This is a genomic window from Undibacterium sp. GW821-FHT11B02, assembly GCF_058808955.1.
On record NZ_JBXASD010000014.1, the window covers coordinates 50,840 to 67,952 of the forward strand.

Below are 17,113 nucleotides of genomic sequence, written 5' to 3' on the forward strand. Positions count from 1 at the left end.
AATTCAAGGGGAAGCAGGACGGATTACATTTGGATAACTGACGATGATGCTCAGTGGCTTCTCACCTACTTGTTTGATACCTACCGTGGCACCCTTGTATAAATAAGCGGCCATTCCTGGTTTCAGTGCTTGGACCATGCCGTCAGAACTGACGCTGCCTTCACCTGAGAGCACATAATAAACCTCGTCATGGTCTATGCGGTGCAAGCCGATTTCTGCCCTGGGATGCAGTATGCGCTTCCTGAATTCCATACTGCGCGGTGCGGGTGCGGCGTCACTGATACGGTAAGCCGTTGACATGCCAATTGCACCGTGGGGTGGGGGCTCATCACGTTTTACATCCTCTTCGTTGACTATCACCATAGGTTTTGCTGTGTCTGCAGCACTGCATAATCCTGTCCATGCGAAAAGCAGGCAACAAGTTAGTCTGGCGGGTATTTGCATCTATTCCTCTGTGTCGCCTGCTCGAAGCATACAGGTCGAAAAGTATATTTTATAAAACAGGCAAGCTGATCCAGGCGATTGCCTTATGGCTGCTTCCCCATCATTTTTCTTTTTTCTTTTGCGATAGCCAGATTGCTGGCTTGTATCTCCAGATTGAGCCGTTTGTTTTCATCTACCAATTGCTTGTGTTTGAAAGCCTCGCTGATATGTCCACGTAATTGCAGTTCATCCCATGGCTTGGTCAGGAACCGGTAAATGGCACCTTCGTTGATAGCATCCATCACTGACTGTAAATCCGCGTTGCCTGACAGCATGAGCCTTACTGTTTCGGGGTATTTTTTTTCACGATATGCAAAAACTCAACCCCGGTCATGCCAGGCATGCGTTGATCAGAAATGACGACGTCGATCTTTTTCCCGGCAAGTATGTCCAATCCGGCTGGCCCGCTGGTGGCTGTCAGGATGATGCACTGTTCACTGCGCAATACGCGTTTGAGTGCTGCCAGGATATTGACGTCGTCATCGACCAGCAGCAGGGTAGGAACATGTTTGGAAAAATGCAGAAGCCTGTCAGGTAGTCGCCGGTTTTCTTGCAGCAGCAGTTCTATTTCAATTTTTGGAAGCCCTTTGGAAAACAAAAATCCCTGAATTTCGTCACACAGATTGATGCGCAAAAAATCGCATTGTGCTTCAGTTTCCACCCCTTCGGCAATTACGTGCATACCCAGACTATGGGCCATGGAAATGATCGCCTTGACGATGGCTGCGTCATCTGATTTTTCTATGTCGCGCACGAAGGACTGGTCTATCTTCAGCACGTCGATAGGGAAGCGCTTCAGATAAGACAGGCTGGAATAACCGGTACCAAAATCATCAATTGACAGTTGTACACCCAATGCTTTCAGCCCACGTAAAATATCGATGGAACGCTCAACATCGGTCATGACCAGGCTTTCGGTCAGCTCTATTTCCAGGCATTCGGGGGCCAGACCGGTTTCTGCCAATACTTCAGCAATAAAGTCCAGCAGGTCGGGTTGGGCAAACTGGCGCACTGACAAATTGACAGCGATGCGGTAGGTGCCGTATCCCTCATTTTGCCAGGCTTTACACTGAGCACAGGCAGTACGTATAACCCAGGCACCGATAGGAATGATAAGACCTGTTTCTTCTGCCAGGCCGATAAAATTCCCAGGTGGCACCATACCGGTTTGCGGCTGGTTCCAGCGCACCAGTGCTTCCATACCGATTACTTTGCCAGTGCGTAAATCGACTTGCGGTTGATAGTGCAAAATAAATTCTTCCCGCTCCAGTGCCAGTCTCAACTTGCCCTGCATGGTCAGTTTCTCGCTCAGCCTGCTACCCAGGTCAGATGTGTAAAATTGATAGTTGTTGCGACCCAGTTGTTTGGCGCTGCTCAGGGCTGCATTGGCATTCATCAACAGCAGGTCGGCGTTGTCACCGTCCTTAGGATACTGGCTGACACCTATGCTGCAAGTGACTTGTAATTCCTGCCCAGCCAATACTGCCGTTCTTGAAACAGCAAATAATATTCTTTGTAATATCTCGGTCAGGCTTGGATAGAATAAATCGGCGTCAGCCTTGGGATGCTGGGCATCGGTGTAGGTGCCATCTTCACTTTGTTCGGTCAGGATCAAAGCAAACTCGTCGCCGCCCAAACGCGCAACTGTATCGCTGCCGCGCACACAGACATTCAGGCGTTCGGCAATAATCTTCAGTAATTCGTTGCCAACGGCAGGGCCCAGGCTGTCGTTAATGACTTTAAAATGATCCAGTCCCAGTGTGAGCAAGGCTACTTTGTGCGCATGTCTTTCTGCTGTGATCAGTGCATGTTTCAGGCGGTCGCTCAAAAGGTTACGATTTACCAGGCCAGTCAATTCATCATAATTCGTTAAGTACACCAATTGCGATTCGGTGCTTTTACGGGCTTTTAATTCTTCTGCCAGTGCGTGATTTTGCATCAGCATTTCTTGCGAGGCGATATCCAGCGAACGTTCAGTCATTGCCCTGTCGATATCGGCCTGCTTGTAGGTGGCATCAATGGCCTCGAACAATTTGACACACTCACTTGGAAGTGCTTCAACATCTCCCAAAAAACGCTTTATCTGACGTCTAAGCAGGCTATGCATAGATCAGATCTCTCGGAAAGTGGTGATGGTCATTGTCTGGTTGTGCAATTCGCAGGGGCAACCAGACATATGCGGAGAAATTTCACCGTAAGAGTAGAAGCCTGACAACATGGTTTCTTCACCCAGTACTTCGCGTACGGCTTCCACCTCTTCTTCTATTCTTTGTTTGAGCACTAGCTTGCGCCCTACACAACTGATCAGCAAAGCAAGTTCTGCGGGATTCGTTTGCAGAGGTTCTATGCATATTTTTGCTGCACCGCTGGCACCATCAATCAGTCTTTCGAAATTGGCCTTCATCAGGCGTGCATAGGCACCTTCTGGCATGTCTCCGGCGAAGGTCATGCTTTGATCTGCCTCGTTGACACCAAGTATGGTGCGCACTACACCACTATTGCCGAAGTTTTCATGATCATGTTGCCAGGCATTTTTTAGCGACAGGGGAAACAGCAATGCGGTAGCAGGCAAGCCAGCTGCATGTTCACCCAAATAATTTTTATATAGCTCAAGGGCTGGTTTGCCGTCCAGGTCGTACAGGACATTTCCTTTGGAGCGGGTGATTTGCCGGTCCGGCCCGAAAGTATCCCAACCGCCCAGTGACCCATAATTAAGCTTGATACGTTGCCCGTATAAGCCGATGGCCACGATTTGGCTGTCAGCCGGAACATCATTGGCACAGACCAGCGTTTTCTGAAAATTGGCACCATCTGCAGACAGACCGCCTGTTACCTCAACCTGTGAAGGCAGGCTGACTTTTAAACCACGTGTCAATTCAGTGCCGTTAACCTTCAAACCATCTGAAAAAATCAATACATGTGCGAGACCTTCTTTTGGCAAGGCCGCAATGAGTGCCTGACCAGCACTAAAACTTTGTGAGGCGTCGTTGACAGGCACTTTGGATAAGTGCAGATGTGTGTGTTCAAAATTGATGACGGTTACAACGATGGTGTCGTCGCTGACATTGGTGCCATGAATTTCGCCAGCGGTGGAACAGCCGACAATCAACGCCTGTGGAAATGCAGTGCGTACCGCAAAAAACCGAGCGGGGTCAGACAATAGAGCAGTACTGCCAAAAAGTAGAATGAGCTGATTAGTCTGCAGTAGAGGAGAATGAGGGAATTGCGGTAGCTGGCCATTATGGAAAACGCTTTGCGTTACATGCATGACTGCCCCCATTGCGCTATTTGTTTTATACCGCTTGTTTCATCATGGATTGTATTCCACGAGTTGCCAAATTGAAAGATCAAGCAGCGCTGCACCTGAGTTATGTGCAACGATGGGATAATATTTAACAAATTGTATAAATGAAAGCAGGCGTTTTTAGCCGGGTTTGGTATGGGCCGGTGATATTGCAATAAAGAAAATAAATGTCTATTACATAATTCTTGATGGAAATGACCAGGTCGACACCGGGAATTTATGTGTGGCATTCCAGTGTATTGACCTGATCCGGTGGTGTAGTTATAACCTCAAGAAAGCTACCAGGGAATAGCTTTCAGGTCAGACCCTAGCCATTCAGTGTCTTCATCCCTTGTTCCGTATAGCGTGCGCCAGCAGCGGCATCGATAGGAAATAGCAGATTGAGCTCTTTCAGGTCTTCTGCCTTCAACTTGACCGACAGTGCCATGCTGTTTTCCTCCAGGTAGCTTCTGCGCTTGGTGCCGGGGATAGGAACAATGTCATCCCCTTGCGCCAACACCCACGCCAGGGCCAGTTGCGATGGTGTGCAGGCATAACGCGTGGCGAGATGCTTTACCTTGTCTACCAGCAGCAGATTTTTATAAAAATTGTCTCCCTGGAAGCGTGGGCTATGACGGCGGTAGTCGTCTTCAGTAAATTGATCTGGCCGGGTAATGGCACCTGTCAGAAAGCCGCGGCCCAAAGGGCTGTAAGGCACAAAACCCACGCCCAGCTTGCGGCACATTGCCAGCACACCTTGTTCCGGGTCGCGGGTCCAGAGTGAATATTCACTTTGCAGGGCGGTGATTACATGTACTTTATGTGCGCGCTCAAGGGTTTCAGGTGACGCCTCGGACAAGCCTATGTAACGAATCTTGCCCGCCTTCACCAGTTCTGCCAGTGCACCAACGGTTTCTTCTATCGGCGTATTCGGGTCAATACGATGCTGGTAATACAGGTCTATGGTTTCTATCCCCAGGCGTTTCAGGCTGGCTTCTACGCATGTCCGTATATAGTCCGGGCGACCACTAACGCCGCGTTCATGGATATTGGCCGGGTTGCGTACAATACCGAACTTGGTGGCGATAAAACATTGCTCACGTTTGCCCTTGATTGCCTTGCCGACCAGTTCTTCATTGGTGTACGGGCCATACACGTCTGCCGTATCCAGGAAGTTGATACCCAGTTCAAGTGCGTGGTGTATCGTGGCTATCGACTCGGCATCATCGCGATTGGCATAAAATTCGCTCATGCCCATGCAACCCAGGCCGATGGCAGAAACCAGCGGACCGTCAGCGCCCAATCGGCGCGTTGGCATTTGGGCTGGAATATTGGCTGATACTTTGTTTGTTGTGCTCATTGGAAACGTCCTCGGAAAACGATGGTTGAGTGACGACGTTCGCTGGCAAGGCTGCTTCCATTGCATCATACATGATGAGCTTCTGGTGCAAGACCTTCAGATTGCTTTGCAGTTCAGCGAGCGTCTTTTCCACGGTACAGGTATGCTGTTGCAGCAAATCTTTCCGTGCTGACAGACTTTCTGGTGTGTTACCCAACCTGCGCAATTCGGCATACCGCAACATGTCGCGTATAGGCAGGCCGGTCGTGCGCAGCTTTAGCAAAAACTGTATCCAGAGGATATCTTCCTCGCGATATAGTCTGTGCTTGTTGTCCTGCCGCGTCACCGGGTCCAGCAAGCCTATGCGTTCGTAATAACGCAAAGTGTGAACAGTTAAGCCGGTTGCTGCAGCAGCTTGCTGTATGGTCAGAGAAGTTGTCATGGCGGGAAGTGTAGAAGTTAGAGTGCGCTCTAAGTCAAGGCCATATTAGAACTTATTTTGACTTTCTGCGTGCGCGGGTTTTCTGGCGATATAGTTGGCTACTTATATGTCCACCCCTAGTTGCCTGCATATCTAATATTTCATTCCAATCAAAGTTTTGCGCATATTCGTCTGAATACTGCGATCATGGCCAGGGTCTTCATCCTTAAACCTATAATCGTGAGTCATCTGACTGGTAGATAGGACTTACGCAAAACTGCCCCAGCTGCGTTGCAGCTCCTAGCCGTACTATTCGTACTGTCTTCGTCGCTACGCCTTGCTGGGACCGTTTTGCGTAAGTCCTAGTAGAGTTATGACAGTCAGATCAACAAATTGTGTTGCTGTCTCATAAAAACAAGGAGATTACCTATGCTGAAGATCGGTCGTCCGTTGGTATTCATGCTGGCACTGGTATCCAGTCGTCTGGCAATCGCAGATACGTCTACACCGGTATCAGTTTCAGAGTCGATGCCAGCCCCAGTATCAATAGAAGCCATAGACCACGTGTGGTCAGGGCATTCGGTGCCCTTTGCCATGACTACCAGCAAAGATCACCTGTATCTGGCTTACTATGATGCCAATCGTCAATTGACAGTGGCGCAGCGGCCATTGGATGCACCCAGTCACTGGGTATATCACAAGCTTGATACCTGGCTGGGATGGGATAGCCACAATTTAATCGCAATGGCATTGGATACCTCTGGTGCCGTACACATCGCAGCCAATATGCATGTGGACCCTTTGACCATGTTTCGTTCGGACGCCACAGGTGATGTCAGAACCTTGCGACGGGTAGCACAAATGGTCGATGTCAATCGTGAAAAGACCATGACTTATCCGGTGTTCTTGAAAAACCACCAGGGACAATTGCTTTTCAAGTACAGGGATGGCAGCAGTGGTCGTGGCGATGAAATTTACACTATCTATGATGATAAATCACAAAGCTGGAAAGCCTTGACTGATAGCCCGCTGACAGATGGTGAAGGGCGGCGCAATGCTTACTTCATGGGGCCGACCAAGGGACCCGACGGTTATTTCCATATCGCCTGGGTATGGCGCGAATCACCGAGGGCGGAAACCAATCATGACCTGTCTTACGCAAAAAGCCGTGACCTGGTGCATTGGGAACGTGCTGACGGCAGCGCCCTCACATTACCGATACGTTTAGGTCAGGCAGAGATTGTCGATCCAGTACCCGTGAGCGGTGGCATGATCAATAATAATACGGTAGTTGGCTTTGATGAAGATGGACGGGTCACTATCACTTACCATAAATATGATGCTGCCGGAAATACGCAAATCTGGCTGGCGCGTCGTGAAGCTGTTGGCTGGAAATTGAAGCAAATCAGCGCATGGAACAATTACCGTTGGGACTTTAAAGGGAATGGTTCGCTGAATTCAGAAATCTTCGTTGAAGGCGCTCGCCCTGGAAAATCAGGACAACTACTGGTTGCGGTGATACGTCTTGGACAAAGACTGGAATTTACTCTGGATTCCAAAACGTTGGAACGGGTAAGAGCAACCTCTGTCCCAGGTGTCACCGAAATGTTTGGTAAGTATTTAAAGCCAGCGCATGACATGCAAGTCAATGCGATTGAAACGACGGACAGCAAGGGCTGGATATACCGGCTGGCGTGGACAGTGCAGGCACCGCACCGTGACTTGCCGTTGGCAGAGATTGCACCTGCCACTGATCTGAAGCTATTTGTTTTTAATCCCGAAAAACCTTGAGAAAAACAGGACAAGATGTTGATGGGACAGTTTTTTGTTGTTTGCAAATGTGGTAGCCGGCTTGTTTTTGAAGCCGGCACCTCAGGTGAAATTTATGCAAAACTTATTTTTTTAGCTCTGCTACAACATTTCCTTCCAGCCCAGCTTTTTTTCCTGGCTCTGCCTCCAACAAAACAGTCAGTTGAGCTGGACCCTCACCCAGTGGTAAGTCAATGCTGAAATCCGCAGTAGTTAGTGAGGTTTTGGTGCCCAGCAATTTACCGTTCAGCCAGATTTCTGCCTTGCCACTGATACGTGAAAATAGCAGGCGCGCCTTGCCACTACCCAGTTTCTTATCCAGGGTGAAGTTGCTGCGGAACAGATGGAAGTGAGCACCCTTGCCATTGTCTTCTTTGACTGCTGCTTCCAGCATCGGTGGTTGACCCCAGTTCCAGGTATTCATATCATTATCTGCCAGCGCCTGGTTGGGGTCAGGCTTTGTTGTATAGGGGGGTGATATGCGCCAGCTTTGCAAATACAGCAAGGGCGCATCACTTACGGCTACAAATGGTACGCCCGCAGTTTTTTGTACGGGAATATGCACACTTGCTGCTCGCAAGCCGGGCGCTGTCGCTGTGACCAGCAACTCTCCGCTACTGTCAAAATGACTTTGCACGATGAGTTGCGCCAGGCCGTTAAACAACTTGCGTGTCTTGCCTTTTTCATCTTCATGCGAATTGGGGTCACCGTTACCGTGACCTATGGATTGACCGGCACCGGATACTTCAAAACTGACCTGACTATTGTCGACTGGTACAGCACGGCCTTGTGCATCCAGAGCGCGCACTGTAATTGGCATGGCATCACGGCCATCACCTGCCAGTGATGTGCGGTCTGACAGTAGCTCCAGCGCGACGGCCTTGCCGGTGGTTTCGACGCTGGTGCGTACGACTTCTTTGTCGCCTCTGTAGCCCAATGCTTCCAGTTTGCCTGGCTCATAGGCGACTTTAAAAGTATTCATGCGGTAAGGGGCAACCTGTTGCTCACCCAGCTCGTGGCCATTCAGCAAGAGTTTGATGCGTTCCACATTCGCCATGACCATGACGCGGATTTCTTTACCTTCCTGTCCTTGCCAGTTCCAGTGTGGGGCGATGTGGATCAGGGGGCGATCTTTGATCCACTGAACCTGGTGCATGTAGTAGGCTGTCTTGGGAAAACCGTTCAAATCCATGATGCCAAATACTGAACTGACGGATGGCCATTCATTCGGTGTTGGCTCGCCTCGGTAATCAAAGCCGGTCCAGACAAAGCCACCTGCGACGTAAGGGCGACTGTCTATGGCTTGCCAGGCATCACGGTGACTGTTCCCCCATTTTGCAAAGTCATCGTCATAACTGGCGATGAGATTCTTGCTGTTATCCGTGGTGAATTCACCACGTGTCATAAAGGCCGAAGTATCTTCTGAACTGGTGAAGGGTTTATTGGGATTGGCTTTGTGATAGCGATCATAGTCAGGCACCTGGTAATTTGCACCCAGTACATCGACAGCATGTGACACATTCAGTGGGCTAAAGAAGCCTCCATTCATTGCAGCTGTTACCGGGCGGGTATCGTCCAGGGACTTGACGGCAGCCGTCATGCGACGTGCCATTTCATAACCTACCTCAGTGCCTTGCACAGGTTCTTCATTAAATACCGACCATAGGATCACACCCGGGTGATGACGGTCTCGCCTTACCATCCATTCCAGTTGCTTCATATAGTCTGGTGATGGATTGAAATTACGGTTTTCATCCATGACCAGGAAGCCCATGCGATCTACCATGTCCAGAACCTCAGGCGCTGGTGCATTATGGGAAAAGCGTATGGCATTGACGCCCAGTTCTTTCAGGCGGCGCAGACGGTATTCCCAGATGGAATCCGGTACAGCCACCCCCACGCCAGCATGGTCCTGATGCAGGCATACGCCCTGTAACTTGACATGCTGGTTGTTGAGAAAAAAACCTTGCTGCGCATCGAAGCGTATACTGCGAAAACCAGTCTTCAGATTGACTTCGTCAATCACCTTGTTATCTTGCGTCACAACTGTCTTCACGCTATACAACACAGGCTTGTCCAGAGTCCAGCGTTCTGGCTGTTTGATGCTTAGTGGCAGGCTGGCAGTAGTTTGACCCAGCAAGGGAACTCTGACGGTGTGTGTTTTGCTGGCGATGATTTTATTGTCCGGACTAAAGACAGTGACTTCTACTCTGGCATCAACTGCCTGCTTGCCGCTGTTATCCAGCGTTACTTCCATCGGGATCTGCCATTGCTTGTCATTCAGCTGTTTGGGTGTCGCGTGCACACCGTCGGTAATGATATGCACAGGATTAGATTTCAGTAACCATGCGTGGCGGTAAATGCCAGCACCTTCATACCACCAGCCCTCCATCTGATCTGCATCGACACGAATGGCGATGGTATTGCTGGCATCACCATACCGCAGATAAGGGGTGATATCGATATAGCTGGCGTTATAGCCAGACCAGTTGCGGTGCACGATGTTGCCATTCACCCAGATACTGGCATGAGTGGCAATGCCGTCAAACTGCAATTCAAAATAGCGACCGCGTTCACTTTCATCCACCCGCAGATAACGGCGATACCACGATATGCCGCGCGGACGGTAACCTTGTGAGATATTGGCGTTGGGATCGAATGGTCCTTCAACTGCCCAGTCATGTGGCAGGTTCAACTTACGCCAGTCACTATCGTTATAGTTGGTTCCCGCCGCACCCGGCGCATTGCCTGCCTTGGCATTGCCATAGGTTGCGCCATGGCCTTTGATTTCCGGAGCAGGGATATCACCCAAATGAAACAGCCAGCCTCTATCCAGTGACAGACGTTCACGCCCTGAATCGGCAAGCGCAAGGGATGAAAACAGTGATGAACACAGGACCAGGATACTGAGGGCAAATAGCCTACATCCTGCTTGGGATGATGTGATGATTGATGTCATATTTCCTGCTCTGAGGCTTATTGGTTTGGACGGAAGTGATGTCGTGAAGCCGTGCTTTGATTGACGCTCTTTCTTACGGAATGAAACGATAACAGTCGCTTTTATGCTGGTGTACCTGGAACTGAACTTGCGCGGAGAAACAATCAAATTAATGATCATTATCGTTTGCTGCTTAGGTCAGGTGTATATCTCAGATATCAGATATATCATTTATTTTTTCATTCGTGGCATTTGTGCAATGCTGACTAAATAATCATTTTTCTGCGTGATTGAAAAATGGAATATTTTCCGATAGAACAAAAGCGAATTTCATAGTGGAAGCTAAACGAATTCAATGAAATACAGAGGTTTTTAGCCAGATTGACGCTTTTAAATGATGACGCTACCATTTTGACGTAATAGTAAGGCATCTTATTGGAACTCATCCCTTTTTATGGAATGAGTTCTGGTTCTCTGGCGATGGCATGTATAAGCAATATGGTCCGCGCTCAAGAGTCTGCACACTTCATCGACTGGGAAAAGCTTATAGCGATTCGCGATATTTCGACAAGGTGAAGTCATGAAAATACTGTGACCGTGCGCTTCAAATGCAGGCTTACCGGACTTTTTTATGTGGTTCACCATTGGTTCATATGACGCGATCAATGCTGATTGAAGCTTGTCAAGTCTTCCACACGTTTGTTGAAGTCGGTTCATATAAAGTCATGCAGTAGAAATAAAAAACAAAGAAAAAATAGGCGCACAAATAAACAACAAAACTTTGCGGCGATTTTATAAAAAATGAAGGAGACAAAATGAATTTTTCATGGGTGATAAAACATCTTCCTTAGTTAAAAATTTCTGACGGACTTTGCAACGACAATGCATAGAATGACAGTTGCTTAGCAGACGAAAAATCAAAAATTTCAAGTTATAAATGCACAGGATTCCTCTATGAAAATAGCCGGGAATGGAGTTGCTTTTACTCGTTTAAATGATCTAATTTTTTGAATGAAAATGACTTCATTCAAGCTATATGAAAACAACATACGTAAAACGAGAAAATCTATAGAAGTGAAATTTTCAAATCAAATAACATCATCGCAAGCGCCCAATATCGGGCGCAAAAAAAGCAGCGATTAACAAACTGCATATTTAAAATAATCCAGGAGATAGCATGAAAACCGTATACAAGAAGGGTATAGGGCAAGACTTGTCGCGTGAGTCGGACGCGATTGGAACTGCAGCAAATGAAGGTTTGAAATTGAAACGTCTGAGTTATGCCATCGCGCTTGCTTTGACTTCGATGATGGCGACTGATCTTGCGACAGCACAGGACAACAGGCCTGCAACAACCCAGAACAGTAAAGCTGCAGAACCTGGTGCATCAGCCAAGTCTGCTGAAAAATCTGCAGAAAATGAAGTATCCACCATCGTGGTGGTGGGTACGCGGGCATCACAACAATCTGCCATCGACAGAAAAAAGCATGCGACCACTGCACAGGATTCCATTGTTGCTGAAGATGTTGGTGCTTTTCCTGACCGGAATATAGGCGAAGCCATTTCACGCATCTCCGGCATCTCACTCGATCGCGGTGATTTTGGTGAAGGTGTCAGCGTTACCGTGCGTGGCAATGGACCTGACCTGACCCGGGTGGAAATTGATGGACAGGCTGTACAGTCTGCCGGTGGTTCAGACATGAACGGTGGTGGCTTTGGCCGTGCGGTAGAGTTTCGTCAATTGTCATCCGATTTGATCAAGAGTGTTGATGTCGTAAAAGGTTCAACCGCAGACATGACTGAAGGTGCCTTGGGTGGTGGCATCATCATTACCACGCGCACTGGCCTCGATTTCAAGAAACCCTATATTTCCCTGCGTTTGGCGGGCACCCAAAGTTCCATCAACAAAGAATGGACGCCAGATATGAATCTGGTGTTGGCGGACAAATATCTGGATGGGCGTCTGGGCGTATTATTGAATGTATCCGGATCAAGAATCACCAATGATGGACATTCTTCCCAGATATCTACGACGGGTATCGCAGGGTATGCGCGTTCGCTGGATTTTGATAACTCACCCAATAAGACTTTTTCTTTTAACCCCAGTACGGTATCGACCACTGATCTGGCGGCTACCACTCCCATCGTATCGTCACCGTTGACAGGGGGAGGCATTTTCAATTCGGAAACGCCGATGAGTCTGGTCAGCAAGTCTGCTGCCGCCAAGACCAAGGCGGATTGTTATGCCGCTTTTCCTGCTCTGACCAGTGCACAGTCAGCTGCGGTTAACGGTGCAACGGCAAGAAACGCCGCTATTTCACAGCGTAGTTCCGAACTGGAAACCTGTCTGAATCAGTGGAATGATTACACGCCTTCACTGGTCCGTTTCATAGAAAAACGTCAGAAAGAAGAACGGAAATCTTTTGACCTGCGTTTCGATTTCAAGGTCGATAACAACCTGTCAGTGTATGTCAAGGGCAGTGGTAATAGCCGCAAGGTGGAAGACAATTTTCTGACTTATGGCTTGGGTGGCCTGAACATCAATAATGCCAGTGTGCTGTCACCGACTTATCAAGGCACCAGCTTTGTTGATTCTGCTACAGGCATTCGTACAGCTGTACCAGGCTCTGGTTACTATGTGTATGACAATATCAGTAGCCGCGCCGGTCTTGCACCGGCGACTGGAGCTGTGGCGAATGTGATACCTGGTTCTGTGGTTGTAGATGCCAATCATCATGTGACAAAATTCACTATCACGGATGGATCGGCGGGTACCGATCAGATACAAAACTCGATGGAAACCAAGTCTACCTACCTGCAGGCAGGTGGCCTCTACAAGAAAGACCGGCTGAAAGCAGAATTTTTCATCGCGGATGCCAGATCAGATTTTTTCCGCGCAGACAAGCGCACCAGTTGGAGCACGCCATATGGTGAGGCAACACTGAGTGTTCTTCCGAACGGCCTTTGGACTTATGCTTTTCCGGCGACATCGACTTTTGATCAGGCTAATCCGGCGCAATATTCCAATCTGAACGCGGCTACCTCAGCACGTGCAGCAGTGGCAGCGTCAATCAATAATCCGGCCATACCCGCGTACACAATAGCACAACAGCCTTTGCTGACGCAGGCACCGCAAATATCGTATTCGCCAAAATTGATAGAAACGGGCGAGAAAACAGCGAAGCTGGATCTGACCTATAACACGACCGACAAATTCTCCTGGTTGCCCTGGCTTACTCAGATCAAGACAGGTTTCAATGGACGTGACAGCAGTGCTTCCAGTTGGGGCGGCGGTGGTGCGACGATTCAGTCTGCAATAGGCACTTATGGCACCGCTGGCTACGTGGCGCCTGTCGTACTGCCAACCAATAATCTGCGTGGCAGTTTTGTTGGTTGTGAAAATACACCGGGATCTTTAGGTGCAGGTGGCGCGCCATGTAATTATGGCTATGTTCCCAATACCAATTTGTCGAATGTTCTGTATGGAACTACGACACTGACCCAGGCACAATTCCAGAATGTGATTGCCCAGTCCATGATGCCGGCGTCTTCGCAATTTATGGCGGGCTTACCAGACCGGCCAGCTAATCTGATCAATGGCTGGAGCCAGATTGATGTCGCCAAGGCTTTCAACCTTCTTGGTGTGCCTAACCTGAACTTCGATTGTATGAAGACCTGTAAGGGCAGCGACGGCAAGGTGTATGCACAGCCTGTGAGTCAAAACAGCGAAAAAACCAAGGCTGGTTACTTCATGCTCGACTTTGAAAAGGATGAACTGCCTTTTGGCATGGAATTCGCGGCCAATTTTGGTGTCCGTTATGTGAATACTGAAATTCATGCAACCGGACAAATGTTCTTTACATCCATCACCAAGACAGCCTCTTTTGATCCCGCTAATCCGAATGTTTCGACGGGTATACAGAGCAGTACCCTGATGAAAAATACGGCACTTGATAGCAACACCACGGATATCTTACCGATTTCCAACCTGTCTCTGTGGGTTATCCCGAACAAGTTTGTTGTGCGTTACAACCATGCAAAAACAGTTGCCCGGCCACCTATCTCCCGTCTTTTACCATCCGGCACCTGTACATATGACGAACGTCGCGTAGGCGCAGTTGATCCTGACGGTACGGGGGCAGACATGGGTTGTACCGGCACTATAGGCAATCCCAATCTGAAGGCACAATCGAATATCAATCAAAATCTGAGTGCAGAATGGTATCCCAACAAGGATACGATGCTGAGTATTGCCACCTTCAGGCAAACTGGCAAGGTCGGTCCTGCGATTGCGGTTGGCAAGTCAAATGTTGCTCTGTTCTCCGGCACCAACGATGTCGATCCTGTCACCGGCAAGAAATTGTCTGATTATGAGTTTGGTTATTCCACTTGGGAAAATGGTCCGGCGACGACACGCAAAGGGATAGAAATAGGTGGCAAACTGGCCTTTACTTTCTTGCCATGGTATTTCAAGTACACCGGTGTCGATTTCAATTATTCCAAACTGAAATCTTCTGATTCGATTACTGTACGGGACCTGATCAGTGGTGATTCACTACCGCCCACGCTGGAATCAAGCTATACCACCAATCTGTCTCTCTGGTATGACGATGGGGCCTTGAGCGCACGTATTGCCTACCAGGCACGTGCCAGCTACTTCACCTGTATCGCAGGCTGTGGCAATAATATTGCGTCGACTTATACTTATCCGAATGATGGTGGTGGTTTTTATCGCACACCGTATAATCCGGGTGCACCTAACTTCAAGGATGCCACCGCATTCATCGACGCTAAAGTCTCGTATCGTTTCAAGAACGGCCTGGAATTGTTTGCCGAAGCCCGTAATCTGGGGCTGGCGACCACCACCAGCAGCCAGGGGCAATATGCCTCATTTGCCAATGGTATCCCTAATCTGAATGATTATGCCTATGCGGGGCGCAGAATCATGGTGGGTCTCAATATGAGAAATTAATTCCGTATCATGCTTGGGTCGGCTGGCACTTTGCAAGATGTCAGCCGGCTTGCAATAGCCATTACGGAGGTAGCACATTTCGTCAGTTGTGATACGTCACAGTTTCATTGAAACACTTGTAAAAAAACACGATCGTCAGATTGGACATTCGGGATCATATGAAAATCAAGATCAACTTGTGCTTGAGTGCGGCTATACTTGGTTTGTTGGGCTTGCTGGGTTTACCTGCATTGCAGGTTCAGGCGCAACAAACAGAACCAACTTTTGTTCCAGACACCCCGATTACTGCGGTCACCATATTTGGGAGTCTGCCCAAGCGCCCTGGCACCACGGTGCGGCGTCTGGATCGTAATTCGGCAGGCTCTTGTGCTTTCAGTTTTACGTCTTATCAAGACCAGATCATTGATGATTATCTCGATCATTTTGAAGGCAGGGGCCGCAGCACCGACAATACCAATATGGGGATGGATGCCCCACCAGGTCTGGGGGACCGTACCGAGGGTTTTCTTGACAGTAGCCCATATGGAACTGCCGCAGGTGGTGAGCGGCTGATCACTCCCGCAGAAGACAGCTCGCAGACCAGCGCTGGCTGTTCCCAGGCGGACAGAAACTTTGCTGCCGGTCGTAATTACATTGCCCGTAAGGACAAGACCCTGGACCAGGCATTTGCAGCATATGATGCTGGCGATTACGCCAAGGCGCTGGAAGCTTTCAAAACTTCGTATTCTGTGATCGGCTATGACGAAGCAGCTCTGATGCTAGGGAATATGTATTTCTACGGACAAGGTGTGCCGCGTGATACACAACAGGCCATCACTTGGTACGACAAACTGGCCGATGCGCGTCTGAATCCATTTCACTATAGCCCGTTCGATCCGAAAGACCCGGAACGTGCATCGCTACGCGTACAGGCCCAGTTGCGGCTGGCTCGCATTTACATGGCGGCTTATGAGGTACCTAAAGATCCAGCCAGGGCCAGACATTGGTATCAGGCTGCGGCTGATTTGAATTTTGTCCCTGCCCGTTACGTACTGGCACGTTTTTATCAGACCGGTTACGGTGGCAGCAAAGATATACAGGAAGCAGTGAAGCTCTACACCAATGCGGCAGAATATGCCTACGTACCGGCACAATTATCCCTCGCCAATCTTTATTACTATGGTGACGAAGTAAAGCAGGATTTGCCGAGAGCATTTGCCTGGTATCAGCAAGCCGCCAAACACAAGAATCCACAAGCACTGTATGCAATGGCGCTCATATATGACCAGGGGCAGGGCGTTGCTGCTGATCCGGCTAAAGCTCTGGCCTTTTACAAGGAAGCCGCCATCGCCGGACATCCAGGTGCACAAAATTCCCTGGCAACCTATTTTTATACTGGCCAGATCGTTAACAAAGATTTGCAGATAGCGCGCAAACTGTTTCAAAGTGCCGCCATGCAGAGCCAGCCGGATGCCATGGTGAATCTGGCAGCGATGTTACTCAAAGGTGAAGGCGCGGCGGTGGATAAAGCCCGCAACAGCGACGAAGACACCGTCAAAGCTTATGTCTGGTTGAAGCTGGCCGCGAAACTTGGCCACGCACCGGCAGCAGTAGCGGCTGACAAGCTGGAGCCGCATTTGTCAGACGGACAGAAAGCACAAGCTCGGCGCATTCTGAAACCCTGATATTTGTTTGCTTGAAAGAATCTCGATTTTTATGCGGTATGGAGATATCCTCCCTCTTTATCGTGTATCCACGGCTTGTTATTTACAAGCCGTTTTTTTATGTATTTCATTGATATTGATACGGATGTCTTCCAGTCGCCCGTGTCTGGATTGATGTCGGGCAATACCGCATTTTCCAACTATCTAAAACTGAAAAACTTCCTT

General features: G+C 49.0%; 10 protein-coding genes. 3 read left to right on the forward strand and 7 right to left on the reverse strand.

The window, feature by feature from the left end; all coding sequences use genetic code 11:
* Positions 1-3 precede the first annotated feature (3 nt).
* The 6 genes from AC1RVX_RS25025 to AC1RVX_RS25050 all read right to left on the reverse strand — a co-directional run bounded on the left by AC1RVX_RS25025 (position 4) and on the right by AC1RVX_RS25050 (position 5,547).
* A complete protein-coding gene (locus tag AC1RVX_RS25025; RefSeq protein WP_493219291.1) occupies positions 4-363 on the reverse strand; it encodes a cupin domain-containing protein in 360 nt (119 codons plus the stop codon).
* A 164-nt stretch (positions 364-527) separates the two neighbouring features.
* Complete coding sequence (locus AC1RVX_RS25030; RefSeq protein WP_493219292.1) at positions 528-758, reverse strand: response regulator; 231 nt, start codon at positions 756-758, stop codon at positions 528-530.
* Between the two features lie 5 nt (positions 759-763).
* Complete coding sequence (locus AC1RVX_RS25035) at positions 764-2,590, reverse strand: EAL domain-containing protein (protein ID WP_493219293.1); 1,827 nt, start codon at positions 2,588-2,590, stop codon at positions 764-766.
* Positions 2,591-2,593: 3 nt separating this feature from the next.
* Positions 2,594-3,763, reverse strand: a complete 1,170-nt coding sequence (locus tag AC1RVX_RS25040) for an FIST signal transduction protein (protein WP_493219294.1) — start codon at positions 3,761-3,763, stop codon at positions 2,594-2,596.
* A gap of 331 nt (positions 3,764-4,094) precedes the next feature.
* Entirely contained in the window at positions 4,095-5,126 is a 1,032-nt protein-coding gene (locus tag AC1RVX_RS25045; protein WP_493219295.1) for an aldo/keto reductase, read from the reverse strand.
* On the reverse strand, positions 5,059-5,547 hold the full coding sequence (locus AC1RVX_RS25050) for a MerR family transcriptional regulator (protein ID WP_493219296.1): 489 nt from the start codon (positions 5,545-5,547) through the stop codon (positions 5,059-5,061). The genes AC1RVX_RS25045 and AC1RVX_RS25050 overlap by 68 nt, the downstream gene beginning before the upstream one ends.
* Before the next feature lie 408 nt (positions 5,548-5,955).
* Between AC1RVX_RS25050 and AC1RVX_RS25055 the strand changes: the two genes are divergently transcribed.
* Entirely contained in the window at positions 5,956-7,317 is a 1,362-nt protein-coding gene (locus tag AC1RVX_RS25055) for a BNR repeat-containing protein (RefSeq protein ID WP_493219297.1), read from the forward strand.
* Between the two features lie 103 nt (positions 7,318-7,420).
* Here AC1RVX_RS25055 and galA read toward each other — a convergent pair whose 3' ends face one another.
* Positions 7,421-10,294 carry a beta-galactosidase GalA gene (galA, locus tag AC1RVX_RS25060; protein WP_493219298.1) on the reverse strand — a complete coding sequence of 958 codons (2,874 nt, stop codon included), beginning with the start codon at positions 10,292-10,294 and terminating at the stop codon, positions 7,421-7,423.
* A gap of 1,156 nt (positions 10,295-11,450) precedes the next feature.
* Between galA and AC1RVX_RS25065 the strand changes: the two genes are divergently transcribed.
* Both AC1RVX_RS25065 and AC1RVX_RS25070 read left to right on the forward strand, forming a co-directional pair.
* Positions 11,451-15,245: a TonB-dependent receptor gene (locus tag AC1RVX_RS25065; RefSeq protein WP_493219299.1), complete on the forward strand. Its 3,795-nt coding sequence runs from the start codon at positions 11,451-11,453 to the stop codon at positions 15,243-15,245.
* A gap of 158 nt (positions 15,246-15,403) precedes the next feature.
* Positions 15,404-16,909 carry an SEL1-like repeat protein gene (locus AC1RVX_RS25070; RefSeq protein WP_493219300.1) on the forward strand — a complete coding sequence of 502 codons (1,506 nt, stop codon included), beginning with the start codon at positions 15,404-15,406 and terminating at the stop codon, positions 16,907-16,909.
* Positions 16,910-17,113 lie beyond the last annotated feature (204 nt).